This window comes from Streptomyces sp. NPDC002845 (assembly GCF_053591955.1).
In genome coordinates this window covers 45,170-62,719 of record NZ_JBSFUU010000009.1, presented here as the reverse complement: position 1 = coordinate 62,719, position 17,550 = coordinate 45,170, and the positions used below count along the sequence as shown (strand labels likewise).

General features: G+C 71.1%; 17 protein-coding genes and 2 pseudogenes. 6 read left to right on the top strand and 13 right to left on the bottom strand.

Going from position 1 to position 17,550, the window contains the following annotated elements; genetic code table 11:
* Positions 1-6 precede the first annotated feature (6 nt).
* The 8 genes from pstB to ACWD3C_RS08655 all read right to left on the bottom strand — a co-directional run bounded on the left by pstB (position 7) and on the right by ACWD3C_RS08655 (position 7,915).
* On the bottom strand, positions 7-855 hold the full coding sequence (gene pstB, locus ACWD3C_RS08690; RefSeq protein ID WP_451141552.1) for a phosphate ABC transporter ATP-binding protein PstB: 849 nt from the start codon (positions 853-855) through the stop codon (positions 7-9).
* A 56-nt stretch (positions 856-911) separates the two neighbouring features.
* On the bottom strand, positions 912-1,817 hold the full coding sequence (pstA, locus tag ACWD3C_RS08685) for a phosphate ABC transporter permease PstA (RefSeq protein ID WP_451141550.1): 906 nt from the start codon (positions 1,815-1,817) through the stop codon (positions 912-914).
* Positions 1,814-2,761: a phosphate ABC transporter permease subunit PstC gene (pstC, locus tag ACWD3C_RS08680; RefSeq protein WP_451141548.1), complete on the bottom strand. Its 948-nt coding sequence runs from the start codon at positions 2,759-2,761 to the stop codon at positions 1,814-1,816. The genes pstA and pstC overlap by 4 nt, the downstream gene beginning before the upstream one ends.
* Entirely contained in the window at positions 2,758-3,729 is a 972-nt protein-coding gene (locus ACWD3C_RS08675) for a PstS family phosphate ABC transporter substrate-binding protein (RefSeq protein ID WP_451141546.1), read from the bottom strand. Before ACWD3C_RS08675 ends, pstC begins: the two co-directional genes overlap by 4 nt.
* A 258-nt stretch (positions 3,730-3,987) precedes the next feature.
* Positions 3,988-5,502 carry an FAD-dependent monooxygenase gene (locus ACWD3C_RS08670; protein ID WP_451141544.1) on the bottom strand — a complete coding sequence of 505 codons (1,515 nt, stop codon included), beginning with the start codon at positions 5,500-5,502 and terminating at the stop codon, positions 3,988-3,990.
* Positions 5,503-5,584: 82 nt separating this feature from the next.
* Positions 5,585-5,887: a hypothetical protein gene (locus tag ACWD3C_RS08665; RefSeq protein ID WP_451141542.1), complete on the bottom strand. Its 303-nt coding sequence runs from the start codon at positions 5,885-5,887 to the stop codon at positions 5,585-5,587.
* A gap of 68 nt (positions 5,888-5,955) precedes the next feature.
* Positions 5,956-6,915: a phosphotransferase family protein gene (locus ACWD3C_RS08660; protein ID WP_451141540.1), complete on the bottom strand. Its 960-nt coding sequence runs from the start codon at positions 6,913-6,915 to the stop codon at positions 5,956-5,958.
* 106 nt (positions 6,916-7,021) lie between these two features.
* Complete coding sequence (locus ACWD3C_RS08655) at positions 7,022-7,915, bottom strand: DUF3626 domain-containing protein (protein WP_451141538.1); 894 nt, start codon at positions 7,913-7,915, stop codon at positions 7,022-7,024.
* A gap of 105 nt (positions 7,916-8,020) precedes the next feature.
* Between ACWD3C_RS08655 and ACWD3C_RS08650 the strand changes: the two are divergent.
* Positions 8,021-8,514: pseudogene (locus ACWD3C_RS08650) on the top strand (FBP domain-containing protein).
* Positions 8,515-8,519: 5 nt separating this feature from the next.
* Here ACWD3C_RS08650 and ACWD3C_RS08645 read toward each other — a convergent pair.
* Positions 8,520-9,074 (bottom strand): erythromycin esterase family protein, encoded by a 555-nt coding sequence (locus ACWD3C_RS08645; protein WP_451141536.1) that lies wholly within the window; start codon positions 9,072-9,074, stop codon positions 8,520-8,522.
* Positions 9,075-9,244: 170 nt separating this feature from the next.
* Here ACWD3C_RS08645 and ACWD3C_RS08640 point away from each other — a divergent pair, with 170 nt between their 5' ends.
* From ACWD3C_RS08640 to ACWD3C_RS08630, 3 genes are all read left to right on the top strand, one after another.
* Positions 9,245-10,501 (top strand): FUSC family protein, encoded by a 1,257-nt coding sequence (locus ACWD3C_RS08640; protein ID WP_451141534.1) that lies wholly within the window; start codon positions 9,245-9,247, stop codon positions 10,499-10,501.
* Between the two features lie 36 nt (positions 10,502-10,537).
* The gene (locus tag ACWD3C_RS08635) at positions 10,538-11,593 is read left to right on the top strand and encodes a hypothetical protein (RefSeq protein WP_451141532.1); all 1,056 of its coding nucleotides are present in this window, start codon (positions 10,538-10,540) and stop codon (positions 11,591-11,593) included.
* A gap of 120 nt (positions 11,594-11,713) precedes the next feature.
* Entirely contained in the window at positions 11,714-12,931 is a 1,218-nt protein-coding gene (locus ACWD3C_RS08630) for a lactonase family protein (RefSeq protein WP_451141530.1), read from the top strand.
* Here the strand turns inward: ACWD3C_RS08630 and ACWD3C_RS08625 are convergent.
* Positions 12,899-13,624 carry a DUF2470 domain-containing protein gene (locus tag ACWD3C_RS08625; RefSeq protein ID WP_451141528.1) on the bottom strand — a complete coding sequence of 242 codons (726 nt, stop codon included), beginning with the start codon at positions 13,622-13,624 and terminating at the stop codon, positions 12,899-12,901. The two genes, ACWD3C_RS08630 and ACWD3C_RS08625, sit on opposite strands and share 33 nt — an antisense overlap.
* A gap of 94 nt (positions 13,625-13,718) precedes the next feature.
* Positions 13,719-14,327: a TetR/AcrR family transcriptional regulator gene (locus ACWD3C_RS08620; protein WP_451141526.1), complete on the bottom strand. Its 609-nt coding sequence runs from the start codon at positions 14,325-14,327 to the stop codon at positions 13,719-13,721.
* A gap of 108 nt (positions 14,328-14,435) precedes the next feature.
* Here ACWD3C_RS08620 and ACWD3C_RS08615 point away from each other — a divergent pair, with 108 nt between their 5' ends.
* Positions 14,436-15,920 (top strand): cytochrome P450, encoded by a 1,485-nt coding sequence (locus ACWD3C_RS08615; RefSeq protein ID WP_451141525.1) that lies wholly within the window; start codon positions 14,436-14,438, stop codon positions 15,918-15,920.
* Here ACWD3C_RS08615 and ACWD3C_RS08610 read toward each other — a convergent pair.
* On the bottom strand, positions 15,882-16,721 hold the full coding sequence (locus ACWD3C_RS08610; protein WP_451141523.1) for a pentapeptide repeat-containing protein: 840 nt from the start codon (positions 16,719-16,721) through the stop codon (positions 15,882-15,884). The two genes, ACWD3C_RS08615 and ACWD3C_RS08610, sit on opposite strands and share 39 nt — an antisense overlap.
* A 174-nt stretch (positions 16,722-16,895) precedes the next feature.
* Here ACWD3C_RS08610 and ACWD3C_RS08605 point away from each other — a divergent pair, with 174 nt between their 5' ends.
* On the top strand, positions 16,896-17,093 hold the full coding sequence (locus tag ACWD3C_RS08605) for a DUF5999 family protein (RefSeq protein WP_451141521.1): 198 nt from the start codon (positions 16,896-16,898) through the stop codon (positions 17,091-17,093).
* Between the two features lie 12 nt (positions 17,094-17,105).
* On the opposite strand, the pseudogene ACWD3C_RS08600 reads toward ACWD3C_RS08605, so the two are convergent.
* Positions 17,106-17,490: pseudogene (locus ACWD3C_RS08600) on the bottom strand (cytochrome P450); the annotation flags it as partial.
* Positions 17,491-17,550 lie beyond the last annotated feature (60 nt).

Here is a 17,550-nt window from a genome sequence, read left to right as displayed (position 1 = left end):
GATCCGTCAGCCGAAGCGGCCGGAGATGTAGTCCTCCGTGCGCTGGTCGGAGGGGTTGGAGAAGATCCGCTCGGTCTCGTCGTACTCGACCAGACGGCCGTGGCGTTCGCCCTTGTCGTCAACGTCGGCCGTGAAGAACGCCGTGCGGTGCGAGACGCGCGCCGCCTGCTGCATGTTGTGGGTGACGATGACGATCGTGAACTCCTCGGCCAGGTGCTCCATGAGGTCCTCGATCTTGGCGGTGGCGATCGGGTCCAGGGCCGAGCACGGCTCGTCCATGAGGATCACCTCGGGCTTGACCGCGATGGTGCGGGCGATGCACAACCGCTGCTGCTGGCCGCCGGACAGCGCGAGCGCGGAGGTCTTCAGCTTGTCCTTGACCTCGTCCCACAGCGCCGCATGGGTGAGGGTCTCCTCGACCAGGTCGTCCAGGTTGCCCTTGAAGCCGCCCACCCGAGGGCCGTACGCGATGTTGTCGTAGATCGACTTGGGGAACGGGTTCGGCTTCTGGAAGACCATGCCGATCCGGCGGCGCACCTCGATGGGGTCGACGTCCTTCCCGTACAGGTCCTCCTCGTGGTAGTGGATCTTTCCGGCCACGCGGGCGGTCGGGATGAGGTCGTTCATGCGGTTGAAGCAGCGCAGCACGGTGGACTTGCCGCAGCCGGACGGGCCGATCATCGCGGTGATCTGCCGGTGGCCGATGGTCATGTTGACGTCGCGGACGGCCTCGTGGTCGCCGTAGAACACCGACAGACCGCCGACCTCGAAGACCGGGCTGGTCAGGGACGGCGCCTCGCGGAAGGCGACCTGCGGGGTCCTGGTGCCGCGCGGGGCGTCGGAGGGGGTGGTCATGGCGGTCTCCTGCACAGCGGTAACTGGCGTGTTGGCGGTCGGTTCGGGCATGGCGGTCACCACCGGCGGCTGTAGCGGTTGCGGAGCCAGATCGCGGCGGCGTTCATCAGCAGCAGGATCGCCAGCAGCAGGATGATCGCGGCGGCGGCCAGGTGGTGGAACTCCTCGCGGGACTGGCTGATCCAGTTGTAGATCTGGACCGGGAGCACGGTGTACGAGCTCTGCAGGCCCTCGGGGTTGAACATGACGAAGGTGACCGCGCCCAGCATGATCACGGGCGCCGCCTCACCGATGGCGCGGGACAGCGCGAGGATCGACCCGGTCGCCATGCCCGGCACCGCAGCGGGCAGCACCTGGCGCCAGATGGTCTGCCACTGGGTGGCGCCCAGGGCGAGCGAGGCATGCCGGATGGACTGCGGTACGGCCCGGATCGCCTCCCGCGACGCGATGATCACGACGGGGAGCACCAGCAGGGAGAGGGTCAGCGCGGCGGTGAGCACCGTGGTGCCGAGCGCGAACTGCCGGGCCAGCAGGCCGAGTCCGAGGATGCCGTAGATGATCGAGGGCACCGCGGCCAGGTTCTGGATGTTCAGCTCGATCATCCGGTTGTACCAGCGGTTGGCGTCCGCGTACTCCTCCAGGTAGATCGCCGCCATGATGCCCGTGGGCAGACAGAACAGCGCGGTGAAGGAGATCACCCAGATCGTGCCGAAGATCGCGGACTGGGCGCCGGCGTTCTCCGGGCGGCGGATGGAGGGGAAGTTGTCCCACAGCCGGGAGTCCAGGCGCGGCCACGCCTCGACGAGGACGTAGGTCAGCAGCGAGACCAGGAAGATGACGCCGACGGCGAGGCAGGCGAGCAGCAGCCAGCGGAACAGGCTCTCGCCCGGCCTGAACCGTGGTCCGGCCAGCGTTCCACGGCGGGTCGCCGTCGGCACCGCGTCCTTGACGGGGGCGGTCACTCGTACACCTCCCGGTACTTGCGCACCAGCCGAATGCTGATCAGGTTCATCACGAAGGTCGCCAGGAACAGCAGCGCGCCCACCGCGAAGAGGGTGTTGTACTCGATCGAGTCCACCGGGACGTCACCGGAGGCGGCACGCGCGATGAAGGCGGTCATGGTCTCCATCTCGGTCAGCGGATTGATGCGGAACTCGGAACTCACCCCCGCCGCGATGAGCACGATCATGGTCTCGCCGACAGCCCGGGAGACGCCGAGAACGCAGGCGGCGACGATGCCGGACAAGGCGGCGGGGACGACGACACGGACCGAGGTCGTGCGCTTGCCGGCACCGAGCGCCAATGAGCCCTCGCGCAGCGCACGCGGCACGGCGGACAGCGCGTCCTCGGTGAGCGAGGCGATGGTCGGCACGATCATCACGCCCATCACCAGACCCGCCGCCAGGCCGTTGCGGACATCGGGCGTCCAGGTGGTCGGCAGGATGTCCTTCAGCAGGGGCGTGATGAACGCCAGAGCGAAGAAGCCGTAGACCACGGTGGGGATGCCGGCGAGGACCTCCAGGCTGGGCTTGAGCAGCTGGCGGAGGCGGGGGTTGGCGTACTCGCTGAGGTAGATCGCCGCACCGAGGCCGACGGGCACGGCGATGACCAGGGCGACGCCGGTGATCACCAGGGTGGCGCCCACCAGTGGCAGCACGCCGAAGTTCTTGTCGGCGAACAGCGGCGTCCACTCGGTGCCGGTGAGGAACTCGGACAGGCTGACCTGCCGGAAGAAGTCCACGGCCGGGGGAATCAGTGAAACGACGATCCCCACGGTGGTGGCCACCGAGACCAGGGCCGCGGTCATCAGCAAGCCCTTGATCGCGGCCTCGCCGTAACGCGGGCGAGTCCGCCGCAGGGACCGGGTGCCGGTCCCCGCGGCGGACTGATGGGTCGAGCCGCTCACTTAGCGGATTCCTTCAGCTTGTCCAGCGCCGCCTTGAGCTCCTGCTCCTGCGTGTCGTTGAGCGGGATGAACTGGGCGTCCTCGGCGATCTCCTTGTGGTTCTCGACGTAGAACTCGACGAAGTCGACCACCTCGGGCCGCTCCAGCGCCTGGGCCGACGGGTAGATGAACAGCTGCCGGCCCAGCGGCGCGTACGTGCCGTCCTGCGTCGACTCCACGCTCGGCGTCACACAGCCGTCGCCGCCGTCGATGTCGACCAGCTTCAGCTTGTCCTGGTTCTCCTCGTAGTAGGAGAAGCCGAAGTAGCCCATGCCGCCCTTGGAGCCGGAGACGCCCGTGACGATGACGTTGTCGTCCTCGCTGCCGCTGTAGTCGGTGCGGGAGGCGCCCTCCTCTCCGTTGATGGCGTCGGTGAAGTAGTCGAAGGTGCCGGAGTCCGTGCCGGGCCCGAACAGCTTCAGCTCCTCGTCCGGGAAGCTCGGGTCGACCTGGTTCCAGTTGTTCACCTTGGAGTCGGGCTCCCAGATCTTCTTCAGCTGATCGGTGGTCAGGCAGTCCACCCAGTCGTTGTCCTTGGAGACGACCACGCTCAGCGCGTCGTTGGCGACGGAGAACTTCTCGTACGTGATCCCGTTCTCCTCGCAGGTCGCGATCTCCTCGTCCTTGATCTCCCGCGAGGCGTCGGAGATGTCGGTCTCGCCGACGCAGAACTTCTTGAAACCGCCGCCGGTGCCGGAGGTGGCGACGGTGACCCGCACCTTCGGCTGCTCCTCTGCGTAGAACTCCGAGGCGGCACTGGTCAGCGGGGCGACGGTGCTGGAACCGTCGATCTTCACCGTGCCCGACAGCTCATCACCACTGCCGCCCGAGCCGGCGTTGTCGCCGCCGCACGCGCTCGCAGCCAGCATGACAGCAGCCGTCAGAGCCAGGGGAGCCTTGGCTCGGCGCAACGAAGTGGAAATGTTCACGTGACTCTCGATCCTCGTGTCCGCCGGATCTATCCGGCCATGTGGATGAGGTGCGCAGTGCGCGCCGTAGGGACAGTTGGATCGAAGCCCGCCTATGTGAACCCTCGGTGTACGAATACCCGACGCCGGATGAACCATAGCGGTTCATCTATATAGATAGATCTTGGTCCTGCGTGATGAGAGACGACTGTGACCTCAGCGAGTCCAGAATGAGTCCGTCCGGATGGCGCGGTGAATTGTGAACAGGCGCCCACAAGTTCATCGCGACGAAGGCAGCCAACGGTCGAGATAGGCGTTCAGGCCCTCCAGGGCCGTACCACCCGCCACATGGCCGAGATAACCGTCCGGGCGCACCAGCCCGTGGACCGGTCCGTCGCCGGGCCACGGGCTGTCGCCGTCGAGCCGGTGGACGGTGATCAGCCCGGCCCGCCCCCGGGTGACCGCGCCGAGCGATCGCTCGGACCAGATGCCCGGCTCTCCGGCGAGCAGCAGGTGCCACCCCGGTGCGGCGGTTCGGCTCTGCAGCCCGCGGGGCAGGTCGGGCAGCCGGTCACCGGCGCGCGGCCCTCGCCGGGGCAGGTGCGGTCCGGTCACGGATACGGGGCTTCGCCGGTAGTGGATGCCGAGTTCGGAGACGGTGCGAAAGGCCACGCCGCGCAGGCGGCCGGAGCGCAGCGCCAGCGGGGCCAGCCAGGGGGCGAGTCCGGTCCGGGCGAGGCGGATCAGGGGATTGCCGCTGGTGGCGACGGTGAAGGCGCGGTCGGTGAAACGGCGCACGGTACGCCCGACCGGTGCCCGCTCCGCCTCGTAGGTGTCGAGCAACTCCTCCGCGCCGATCCCCCGGCAGACGAGCGCCAGTTTCCAGCCCAGATTGAGGGCGTCCTGAATGCCCGTGTTCATGCCCTGAGCGCCGGCCGGGCTGTGGATGTGAGCGGCGTCCCCCGCCAGGAAGACCCGTCCGGAACGGTAAAGGGCGGCACCGCGGTTGTGCAGCCGGAACACCGTCATCCACACCGGGTCCCGCAGACGCAGGCCGTCGCCGGCGTACCGGTCGGTGATCTCCTGGAGCTGCCGCAGGTCGACGTCCGCGTCCGGGGCGCCGGGCGGGCGCATGGCCAGCATGCGCCAACTCGCGGGCGAGACAAGGGGGAAGAAGAGCAGCACCCCGGCACCCGTCAGATACGCGTGGGCGGCGCCGAGTTCCAGGCCGTCGACCTCCAGGTCGGCGAGGAGGAAGGTCTGCGGATACGCGTACCCCTCGAAGGCGATGCCCGCCTGGGCTCGGACCGTGCTCTGCGCGCCGTCGCAGCCGACGACATGGCGGGCCCGCAACCGCTCCTGAGTACCGTCGTGATGCCGCAGCACGCAGACGACGCCGTCGCCCTCGTCCGACAGTTTCAGCAGTTCGGTGCCTCGCTCGGCGAGCTGTCCACCGAGGACGTCCTCGGTCTCGGCCTGCGACAGAAACAGCAGGAAGGGGTACGGGGTACCGGTGAGGCCGATGTCGAACAGCGGCAACCGGACCACGCGGCGCGGCAGATGCAGCCACAGGCGTACGGCCGGGTTGCCACGCGCGACGAGTTCGTCGGCCAGTCCGAGTCCCGCCAGGGTCTCCAGGGTGCGCGGCTGGATGGCCAGGGCCCGTGACTCGTGCGCCAGGTCGGGGTCGCGGTCGATGATCCGGAACCTGATCCCGTACGTGCGCAGCTGCGCGGCGAGAGCGAGGCCGGTCGGCCCGGCGCCCACCACCAGGACGTCCAGCGGTGCCGTCACGTTTCCACGGTAGCGCGCGGATCGTGGAGCGGCCGCCGGTCGGTCGACGGCGGGGGGGGGGGGGGCACGTCGCCGCGAGGTTTCAGGCGGTGGACTCGTCCGGGGCCGGATGTTCGGGGTGGACCGTGCCCGAGTGCGGGGCGCCTCGGCGGCCGGTGCCTGCCTCGTCCGTGTCGGGGACGTAGGGGACGTCGGTGGCGGATTGGCCGTCTTCCTCCTTCTCTTCCCCGTCCCGCTCCTCTTCCTCGTCCGAGCCGTCGGCGCCGGAGCGCGTGGGTGTGATGTCCCAGGGGTCCTCACCCACCGCGTCGGCCTGTTGGTCCTGCATGTCCCTCGGAACGGGGTCGCCGTTCTCGCCGGGCGTCTCCATCTGGTGATCGGTCACGACCCGCTCCCTTCGTTCGACGCCCACCGCGAGTACCTCGGCGGTCGGGGAGCAAACCGGGGCCGGTCTCAGCCGCCGAGTTCGTCGAGGGCCGCCGTGAGCTCCGGCGCCACCCGCTCGCGTACCCATGCGACGTGGTCGTCGCCCAGGGCGCGCGGCACCGTCTCGATCAGCATGATCAGGTAGAGGTAGCTGCGGTAGAGGGCGAGGCGTCGGCGGGCCGAGGGAGTGAACTCGGCTTCTCCGCCCTCCTCCTGATAGCCCGTCAAGAAGTGGCTGTCCTGCCTGATGTCGCCGAGCAGGGCCGGCGAGACGAAGTCCGCCAGCGGGTCGCCCCAGAACATGCGCTCGCCGTCGATGAGGCCGCCGATACGCGGTGACGTGCCGTGTTCCACCAGGATGTTGCCCGGCCACAGGTCGAAGTGGACGAGACGGGGGACGGTGACCTCGTCGAGGGAGTCGTACGTCGCCTTCGCCGCGCGAGCCACCTCCTCGACGGGGTGCGGGAGCCAGGCCCGGTAGCGGTGGGCGTCGGCGAGCACGGCGTCGTACATGGCGGTGAAGGCGGTGCGCCAGTCGGGCGCGAGGGTGCCGGACGGGTAACCGAAGCCGGGGCCGGTCACGCGGTGGAGGCGGGCGACCAGGCCGCCCAGCTCCCGGCGCAGGGAGGCCTCCTGGGCGGCGTCCAGGCCCTCCCATGCCGTGCCGGGGCAGAAGGTCAGCAGGAGGTGGCGGCCCGTCGGTGCGCTCTCGTCGAAGGCGGCTCCGATCACCCCGGGCGCGGGCACGTCGACCGCGGCGGCGGCCCGGCAGAACTCCGCCTCCGCGTACAGGAGTTCACGTTCGTAGGTCATACCGGGGGCGGTGACGGGTGGGGGGACCTTGAGGACGTGACGGGTGCCGTCGGTCAGGCGCAGTTCCTCGACCGTGTTGTACGTCCCGCCGCCCAGGGGTCGACGATCGGCGAGGGCGTCCGGGGGCAGTCCGGCCGCGTCGAGGATGAGCCGTACCCGTTCCCAGTCGTCCACTCCGGCCTCCCGCGTGATGTGTGGGCCCACTTTGCCAGGTGGGCCCACACACGTGCACCGGTTTCTCCGGCCGCGCACACGTCCTCGACGTACCTCCCCTTCGCCATCAGGTCGCCCGGCCGGCGCCCGGAGACCGCGCCCTCTCCGGCGCCCCGAAACGGGCCAGGCAGTGCCACACCATCTTCAGGTCCTGCGTCTCGTACCGGCCCGTGCGCGCGGCGTCCCCGATGATCCGCGGGTCGAGGTGCCCGCCCTCGGCGAGGTGCGCGCCCAACTCCACGTACTCCGGGCCGCGGTAGTCCGCGTGACGCCGTAACTCCGCGACGGAGAGCCGGTGCCCGGGGTGCCATTCGACCGGGCACGGCAGCCCTCGCGCCGCGGTCTCGACAGGGGTCCCGCGGTAACTCGCGTCCAGCACGAGCGCCTCCACGTCCCGCTCCAGCAGGACCCGTCCGTGCACATGTGCCTCGATGTAGTCGTTGAGCGCGTCCTGGTCGTCCGCCTCCGCCGACGCGATGAGGGACATGCCGCTCGCCACCCCGAAGTCGCTCGGCTCGGCCGCGCTGTCGGGGTAGCAGAACGTGGCGCGCTCCAGCGTCTCGCCGGTCAGCCGGAAGTACGAGGAGCCGAACCGTGGTGCGGCGCCGACCACTTGGCGCCGGAAGTCCAGCGCGCCGTACACCGGACGCTCGCGGGCGGGCAGGTCGTCGTACGCGCCGCCGAAGATCCGGCGCTCCCAGCGCCACCGGTCGCCGCCCGGGTGTGCGGTCAGCCCTCCGTTGCTGGTGCCCGTGACGAACTGGGAGCGGTACGTGCCGTCCCGGGCCAGCGCCTCCAGGATCGGCACCCCGCGCGCGTGCCGGTCGGGGTGGAAGTTGAGGGTCAGCCGCAGAGCGGGGTCCACGGGCGGTCCCGAGGACAGCGCGGCGACGTGGCGCAGGGCGGCCTCCTGCGCCGGTCCCGTGTGGCGGAGTCCGCGTGGCGGGCGGAGGAAATCCATTGGCTCCCTTCCAGTTGGCTACGTAGCCTAGGTGCTTACCTAGGATTCCTAGGTTCTACGTTCTACGGCGTCGATCCCCGTCTCAGAATCAGAAGAGGACTCTCCATGAGGTCACTCACCGAACGCGATATCCGCAACTCATTTGTCAACTGCTCCAAGGGAGAGGCGAAGCGGCTCGCGATCCCGCGTGACCTGGAGAGACTTCCTTGAGACGATCTGGACTTCCTCGGCTGGCGTGATCCCGGAGCACCCGACCGCAGCTATCTGGTCACCGAGCGCGCCGACCGGCTCATCGGCGTCACCCTGCGCTTCCCCTCGTGCGGCGCGGCCTGCTGCACCGCAGCATGTGCTCGCTCTGCCTGACCACGCATCCGGGCAACGGCGTCTCCCTGATGACGGCCCGCAAGGCGGGTGCCGCCGGGCGGGAGGGCAACTCGGTCGGTGTCTACATGTGCACCGACCTCGCCTGTTCCCTCTACGTACGGGGCAAGAAGCTGCCCGAGCCCGGCGGCCGTTTCGAGGAGAGCCTCACGCGGGAGGAACAGATCGCCCGGACGGTGGGCCATCTCGCCTCGTTCCTGCGGAAGTTGTACGACTGAGCCGGCTACCGGTCGCGCAACCTCGCCGCCTCCACCGCCTCCCGGTCGGCACCCGGCGGCTCGCGCAGCAGTTCTAGGGCCCGGCCGGTTCGTACGGCCCTCTCCTGACGCTCGGCGAGGGGCGCGCTCATGTACTGCCGCGTCATGTACTCGCCGGCCGGGACCGCGGGCCGCAGCCCGCGGTCCGGCTCAGTGCCGCGGGGCAGGAGCGCGGGGTGGGCGTCGGCCACATGGTCCGTGACCCTGTCGTACAGCTCGGGTCCGGCCCAGCCCAGGTCGTCGCCCATGAAGCGGACGGGATCGGCCGGGTGCTCGCGGTTGTAGGCGCGCATCCATGTGATGAGCGCCAGGTAGGCGTCGCCGATCATGAGGTCGAGGGGGGCGTAAGTCGCGGGTGTCTCCGTGGGGTTCCACGGTCCGTAGGGGGTGCGCCGAGCGTTCGAGCGCCGTGACGACCGGGTCCGTTCGTCTGTAGCGGCGGGTGCGGGCCCGGCCCCGGCGGTCAGCGCGCCGAGCGGGACCAGCAGGGCCAGGAGGAAACGGGACCGATGCCATGTCATGATCCCAAGGCTTCCGATCAGGGCGGACGGTCACCATCCGGTGGGTCGCCGTTCCACGGTGGGGCGGTCCTCAGACGTGTGACGGGGGCTTTCCCCAGGGCCGCCGCCCGGCGATGATCAGCCTCGATGCACACGTTCGGTGCACCGGAGCAAGGGGAAAGAACTCAGCAATGCGAGACGTACGTGGTGCCTGGTCCGCGATCTGCGCGCAGGTGGTGAAGTGGCGGCAGGAGCCCGTGGTCGTGCAGTCGGTGCGATCGGCGGCGGCCGCCACGGTGGCGTACGTCGTGGCACTGCGGTTCAGCCCCGAGGTGGCGCCCCTCACCGCTCCGCTGACCGCGCTCCTCGTCGTGCAGGTCACCCTCTACTCCACACTCACCACCGGTATCCGCAGGGTGAACTCCGTGGTCGCGGGCGTCGTCCTCGCCATCGGCTTCAGCGTCCTGGTCGGGCTCACCTGGTGGAGCCTGGCCCTGCTGCTCCTGGCTTCGCTGGCCGTCGGGCACCTTGTGCGGGTCAGCGAGTTCGTGCCCGAGGTGGCGATCAGCGCGATGCTCGTCCTGGGCGTCACCAGGGTCGGGGACACGGCGTGGGCGCGGGTGCTGGAGACGTTGATCGGCGCCGTCGTGGGCCTCGGCTTCAACTTCCTGCTCGCTCCCCCGGTGTGGGTGGGCGCGGCCGGTGAGTCGATCGAGGACCTGGCGCGCCGGATGCGGCAGCTGATGCTCCGCGTCGGCGAGGAGGCCGCGGGCCGCACCCCCGCCGCGCACGCGGCCGCCCGGCTCGCAGAGGCGCGCCGGCTCGACCACGACATCGTCGAGGTGGACGCGGCCCTCCAGCAGGCCGAGGACAGCCTGAAGCTCAATCCGCGCGTCCGGGAGGGGCTGCTGCACCGGGTGGTGCTGCGCACCGGACTGGACACGCTGGAGATCTGCATGGTGGTGCTGCGGGTGATCGCCCGTACCGTCGCCGACCTCGCCCGGGAGCGCGAACCGGAGCCGCTGTTCGAGCCGCGGGTGGGGGCGGCCCTCGAACAGCTCCTGGCCGAGATCGCCGACGCCGTCGTCAGCTTCTCCGTGCTGGTCACCACCGACGTCGGCCGCAGCGCCGAGTCGGCCGAGGCCCGGCTCGCCGCCGAGCTGTCCACGGCCCGCGCGACCCGCGACAAGCTGGCCCAGCTGCTGCTGGAGGAGGTCCGGCGCGACTCCCGCCAGTGGCAGTTCCACGGTGCCGTCCTGACCGAGGTCAACCGCATCCTGGACGAGCTCGACACCGAGCACCGCTCCCGCCGGCTGTTGGAGGAGCTCGACCGCTGCACCCAGGAACAGCGCGAGCGCAGCCCCCGCCTCACCCGTCTGCGCGAACGCGTACGCACCGTGCGCCGCGCCCTGCGGAACCGTCCCGCCCTCGCCAGACGTACTAAGTGACAGGGCGGTACGGCGACAACGAGGGGAGCGTGCGCAATGGCCGACGGCACCGTACGGATCGACGGGAGCACACTGTGTCTGCCGGGAGGCGTGCGGATACGGTTCATGCGCACCCTGCGCCTGCCCGAGACGGGCACGCATCAGCTGCCACCGGGGCTGGGCGACTTCCCGATACGCCGGGTCGAGGACCATCCGGACACGGTGCCCGAGCGGATGCGGGCGCGTGGCGGGGTGATGCTGCCGGTGTATCTGCGCGAGGCCATGTGGCTGCACTTCGGCGGGACGACGGAACCGGCCGCGCTCCAGGTCGGCGTCGGCAAGGTGTGCGCGGTGTCCGGCAAGCCGTGGAGCGACCGGCTCACCCGGAAACCGCAGAACTATGTGGTGCTGCCCCGCCAGCCGTGGCTCGACGGCATCAACTCCGGCAAGGGCACGGTCCGCCAGTTCGTGGCCGTCCCGCTCGGCATGGGCGCCACGGTCGAGGGCCAGGTCACCGGCGAGGAGGTGTTCGGCGGCGTACAGCTCCAGTCGTTCCCGCCGACCGAGGAGAAGCTCGCCGAGTGGCGGGAGGAGCGGCGGCGCGTCGCCGAGCGGTCGGTGACGATGGCCGGAGGGTACGGCGCCGCACCTCAGGCGCCGGGTGCCGCGTTCCCCATGGCGGCTCCCTCGGCCGCTCCGGGCGCAGCCCCGCCGGCCCGGCGCCGGGCCGCCGCGGCGATGGGCCTCGGGGTGGGCGGCTCGATGCACCAGGAGATCTACCGGGACGACTGGCCGCGCGGCAGCTGGGCCGAGGAGCCCGCCGGACGGGTCTTCGTGCACCTGGTCACCCCGCCCGAGTGGCGCCGTATCACCGGCGAGGCCCCGCCGCCGTCGCCCGTGGACCGCGCGGCCTACACGCGGGCCGGGCTCCCCTGGTTCGACTACTACGACCAGGACGCCCAGGACCTCGACCCCACGGACACCCTGGGCGCGGTGCAGCCGGTCGGCGACTGGCTCGGCGACGACCACGAACCCTGGGTGCCGCCCGCTCCCGGCCAGGTGAAGCCGCTGGGCGACGCGCCGGGCAAGCCGGTCCAGGACGGCGACTGGTAGGTCCGGGCACAGCGGTGGACGTTGCATGACGCGCACCGCCCACCGCGTTTCTTTGCACTGCACCGGCGGTCCGCGTCAAGGTGGGTGACGGCCGAGACGTTCGAGACCCGAGGTGCAGGCATGGGCAGTGAAGCGGCACGGGACGACCGGGACGGCTGGAGCAGGCGCCGTTTCGTGGGGATGCTCGCGGCGACGGCGATCCCGGCACCGCTGCCCGGCTGCGCCGACTCCCCCGAGGCGGCGAGTCCCGAGGCGTCCACGTCCACGTCGGTGGCGGCCGCCTCGGCATCCACCCGCCCGACGGGCCCGCGCCCGCTCTACCTCGGCACGTACACCTCGGCCGACGGCGGCGGCACCGGCATCGGCCTCGCGACGTACGACCCGAGGACCGGCCGTATCACGGGCAAGGGAACCATCACCGGCGTCGACGACCCCTCGTACCTCGCGCTTCACCCCGACGGCCGCACGCTGTACACCGTCAACGAGCGCCCGGAGGCGGAGGGCGGGGTGACCGCCGTGCGGCTGTCCGACCGCCGCGTCCTCGGCACCCGGAGCTCCGGCGGCGAGGCTCCCTGCCATCTGTCCGTGCATCCCGGCGGCCGCTGGCTGCTGAGTGCCAACTACGGTTCGGGCAGCGTGGCCGTGCATCCGATCGACGGTTCGGGCGCTCTCGGTGAGCGGACGGATCTGGTCGTGCACACGAGTCCGGAGCCCGGTCCCGGTCAGGAGGGCCCGCACGCGCACCAGTTCGTCACCAGCCCCGACGGCGGCCATGTCCTCGCCGTCGACCTGGGCACCGACACCGTCTACACCTACCGCCTGGACGAGTCCAAGGGCACGCTCACCGAGGTCGCGCGGGCGCACACGCGGCCCGGCGCGGGGCCACGGCACCTCACCTTCCACCCGGGCGGGCGGTACGCCTACCTCGCGGGCGAGCTCGACAACACGGTCACGGTCTGCGCCTACCACCCCGACAGTGGCCGTCTCACCCCGGGTGATCCGCAGTCCACGGGTACGGGCGAGGGCACGAGTTACCCGGCGCAGCTCGTGGTGACGCCGGACGGGTCGTACGCGTATCACGCCAATCGCGGCCACGACAGCCTGACCCGCTACGCGATCGAGGCGGACGGCGCCCGGCTGAGGCTGCTGGACACGGTGCCGGTGGGCGGGGTCTGGCCGCGCCACATCGCGCTCTCCCCCGACGGGGGACTGCTGTTCGCGTCGAACCAGCGGTCGAGCACGGTCAGCGTCTTCCGCGTCGACCGCGGCAGCGGTGCACTGCGGCTCGTGGGCGAGCCGTTCGCGTCACCCGTCGCCGTCTGTGCGCTGCCGCTGTAGCGCACGGGGGCACTGGGCGGCGCCGGCCTGGGTGAGCAGGATGTGCATGCGCTCGGTGAGCTGCGCGAGGTCGTCGGCGGGCTTGTGGAACGTCAGGCGTACGTCGCCGTTGCCGCGCGCCCGTTCGATGCGCAGGGTGAGTCCGTGCCGGTCGACGGCGAGCGGCTGTACGCGGACGGCGCCGTGCAGGCTGTCGGCGTCGACGAGGCGGGTGAGCCGCTCGACGGCGTCGGGGTGCGCGTCGGCGAGGTGGCTGAGCAGCTGGAACTCGGCGGTGGCGAGCGGATCGGGCCTGGCCGCGGCGAACTCGTCGAGGTCGATCACGGTCGCGCCGGACGGCTGGCGCAGCACGACGCGGGTGGGCTGGAACGTCAGGTGCCCGTCTTCGGCGGCGAACCAGCCGGCGAGCCAGAGCCGGGCGCGGATCCGGTTCCGTACGGGAACGGGCGCGACGTCGGCGAACTCCAGCACGGCGGACGGCTCGCCGCGCGGCGCGCAGATCGCCGCCGCGACCAGTGTGCTGTCGTCGGGCACGTGCAGGAGCACCCGGCCGTCCACGGTGACGGTGTGCGCGCCGACGAACTCCTCCCTGCCGCCCTCCGCGGTCACCGCGCAGGACCATGTCGCCGCGAGCACCGAGCGGGCACGCTCCGCTGCCGCGGGCGCGGCCGTCCAGCTGTGACGGTCACCCATCCCAAACCTCCCTTAGGTAAGCCTTGCCTAACCTATCGAAGATCGGGGTGTACGCCAACCAGAACGCGCCAACCTGTGCGCATCCTGTGCCCCGTCAGGGCGCGATGGCCCCCAGCAGCGCCCGCGCACACAGGTCCCGGACCTGCTCCCGCGTCAGCTCCGCCCCCCGCAGCCACTCCAGGCAGACGGCCGTCGTGAACGCCAGCCACCCGCGCACGGCCAGCCGCAGGTCGGGCCGCTCCTCGACCGCCGCGCCGAACTCGGGGTCCGCGGCGAGCGCCTGAAGGATCTGCTTCTCCTGCGCGGCCAGCGCCCCCTGGTAGACCCTGCGCACACCCTGGTCGCCCGCCGCGTCGGCGCGGTGGAAGGCACGGAAGCCGTGCGCGTGCTCCTCGGCATACGTGAGGAAGGTGTCGAGACCGGCGCCGAGCTGCTCACGCACCGGCAGCCCGGGCACGGCCGCCGTCATCCGCAGCATCCGCTCGCTCTCACGCTCGACGACGGCCGTGAAGAAGTCCCGCTTGTTCGGGAAGTAGTGGTACAGCAGCCCGCGCGAGACCCCGGCGATCTCCGCCACCTGCTCGATCCACACCTCGTCGTACGGCTTCTCCGAGAACAGCCGGGCCCCCACCGTGAGGAGCTGCTCCCGGCGCTCCCCGGTACTGAGCCGCCGACGCGTGCGTCCGCCCTGACTGGCTGCCATGCCGGCACTTTACTTGACGTCGGTTCAACAGCGGGACCACACTGGCAGCGGCTATTGAACCCACGTACAACAGATGCAACTCGGCGTGCGCACAAGGGAGTCGGCATCATGGCGGAGACGGCGCGAGCCAGGGTCCCGAAGGGGTTCCGCAGCGCGGAGCTGGGGTGGCCGGAGCTGCGCCGCATCCCGCGTCCCCCGTACCGGGTCCCGGTGATCGGCGACGTGCTCGGCGCGAGCGTGCGCACGCCGGTGCAGGACTCGATGCGGATCGGGCGGCGGCTCGGGCCGGTCTTCCGGCGCAGGGCGTTCGGCAAGGAGATCGTCTTCGTGTGGGGCGCCGGGCTCGCGGCCGAGCTGGCGGACGAGTCGCGGTTCGCCAAGCACGTGGGCATCGGGGTCGCCAATCTGCGGCCGGTCGCCGGGGACGGGCTGTTCACCGCGTACAACCACGAGCCCAACTGGCAGCTCGCGCACGACGTCCTGGCCCCGGGGTTCAGCCGGGAGGCCATGGGGAGCTACCACCCGATGATGCTCGACGTCACCGAGCGGCTGCTCGACCACTGGGACCGGGAGCAGACGGCGGGCCGTGCCGTGGACGTGCCCGGCGACATGACCAGGCTGACGCTGGAGACGATCGCCCGCACCGGCTTCGGCCACGACTTCGGCTCCTTCGAGCGCACGCGCCCGCACCCTTTCGTGACCGCGATGGTGGGCACGCTGGCATACGCCCAGCGCCGCAACGTCATGCCCCCGTCGCTGGCCCCCCTGCTGCTGCGCGGCGCCGCCCGCCGCAACGAGGCGGACATGGCGTACCTCAACCGCACGGTCGACGCGGTCGTACGGACCCGCCGGGCATCCGGCGGAGACGGCGACCTGCTGGACCGGATGCTGGAGACCGCGCGCCCGGAGACCGGGGAGCGGCTGTCCGCCGAGAACATCCGCCGCCAGGTGATCACCTTTCTGATCGCGGGCCACGAGACCACCTCGGGCGCGCTCTCCTTCGCCCTGCACCACCTGTCCCGGCACCCCGACGTCGCCGCCCGCGCCCGTGCGGAGGTGGACCGCGTCTGGGGCGACACGGCCCGGCCCGGCTACGACCAGGTCGCAAAGCTGCGCCATGTGCGCCGGGTCCTGGACGAGGCGCTGCGGCTGTGGCCGACGGCGCCCGCCTTCGCCCGCGAGGCCCGGCACGACACGGTGCTCGGCGGCGTGCATCCGATGCGGGAGGGGGCGTGGGCGCTGGTCCTGACGATGCTGCTGCACCGGGACCCGGACGTGTGGGGCGCCGACGCCGAGCGGTTCGCCCCGGACCGCTTCGAACCGGCAGCCGTACGCGCCCGGCCCGCGCACACCTTCAAGCCGTTCGGCACCGGGGTGCGAGCCTGCATCGGCCGCCAGTTCGCGCTGCACGAGGCGACGCTGGTGCTCGGGCTGCTGCTGCGCCGCTACGAACTGCGGCCCGATCCGGCGTACCGGCTGCGGGTGTCGGAGCGGCTGACACTGATGCCCGAGGGACTGCGGCTGCACCTCGAACGGCGCGTGGCACGCGCAGCGTCAGCCGCCCGCCGTCCAGTGGCCGGGGCGGGTCACTGAGTCCGGCAGCCGCGTACCGGCGCTGCCCCGGGCCGCGTTGAGCTGCGGCTGGGTCAGGAAGAACGCGCCGGTCAGGTCGGCGTCGGTGAGATCGGTGTCGCGCAGGTCGGCGCCGATCAGGTCCGCGCCGCGCAGATCGGCACCGGTGAGGTCGGCGGCGATGAGGTAGGCGCCGCGCAGATCGGCGCCTCTGAGGTCGGCTCCCTTCAACCGGGCACCCATCAGATCGGCACCGCGCCGGTCCCTCTTCCGCCCCGTGAACCCCTTCCGCATCAGCTCGCTCGTCCGCAGGAGCAGCACATTGACCCGCTGCCGGTGCGCGGCGACGTCCAGCTCCTCCAGCTCTTCCGGTGTCAGGCCGGCGAGCCGCTCGGTCTCGTCGAGCATCCGGCGGATCTCCGGGCGCACCGGGCGGGCGGCGGGCAGCGTCAGCGCCTCGGTCAAGTACCAGAGCAGTTCATGGAGTTGGCGTACGACCGGGAAGACGTCGGACATCCGCCGCGCGTGCTCACGCGACCCCGTACGCCAGTCCTGCCCGCCGAAGGTGACCTGGGAGACCCGCTGCCCGGCGCCGAAGCAGTCGTAGACCGTGCAGCCGGCGAAGCCCTCCTGCCTGAGCCGTGTGTGGATACCGCAGCGGAAGTCGTCCTGGAGGTTCACGCACGGCCGGCCGGCCGCCTTGTCGCGCGCGAAGTCCGCGGAGGCGGCGAAGGGCAGCGCGACACAGCACAGTCCGAAGCAGCGGGCGCAGTCGGCCCGCAGATCGAGGAGGTCGAGGAGGCCGGCCGGTGTTCGTTCCATGAGGTTCACCCTAAGGGTGACTTGTCCTCACTCGTCCGACTCCCCCGCGCGGAACGAACTCACCGATGAGATTTCCGGTCCGGAGAGGTCCCTAATACAACGGAAAACAAGCTCCGCTACGACAGTAGGAACGGCCGAAGTGGACGCCGCAGAAGCAGACTTGGGAGAGACCTCATGTGCACCCACCAGCCCTCGTGCCCCACCGCCGACAGCCCCGACCACCACCGGGCCGTGATCGTGTCCGCCCACCCGGAGCAGGGCTGGAACCTGCTGTGCAACGGCACCGTCGTCTTCGACGACACCGGTGAGCTGCTGCCGGACGGGCGGATCGTGGGCCCGGTGCGGACGTACGACCACGCGCTGGCCGCGTGAGGGCCTTCCCGCTCACCAGGTGACGATCAGGGACTGCGGTCCCCTGATGAACCCCTTGCGCTGGAAGACCGTCTCCTTTGCCGGCCGGGCCAGGCGCAGTTCGGAGAAGCGCGCCTGGCCCGGCGAGCATGACCTCCGACTCCATACGGGCCAGCATGGCGCCCATGCAGCGGTGCGGCCCGTATCCGAACGACAGGTGGGCGGTGCCACTGCGGTCGAAGTCCACCACGTCCGGGTCCGCGAAGACCTCCGGGTCCCGGTTCGCCGCCAGGTACGACGCGTACACCACCTCGCCGACGCGGATCAGGACGCCTCCGACCTCCACGTCTTCCATGGCCATGCGCGGCAGGCCCACGCCGTTGCGGTGCGGGATGTGCCGCAGCAGTTCGTCGACGGCCCAGGTGTGGGCGGGCGGTGTGGTGGCGGTGGCGGGCTGGGACGTCATCGGTGGTCACTC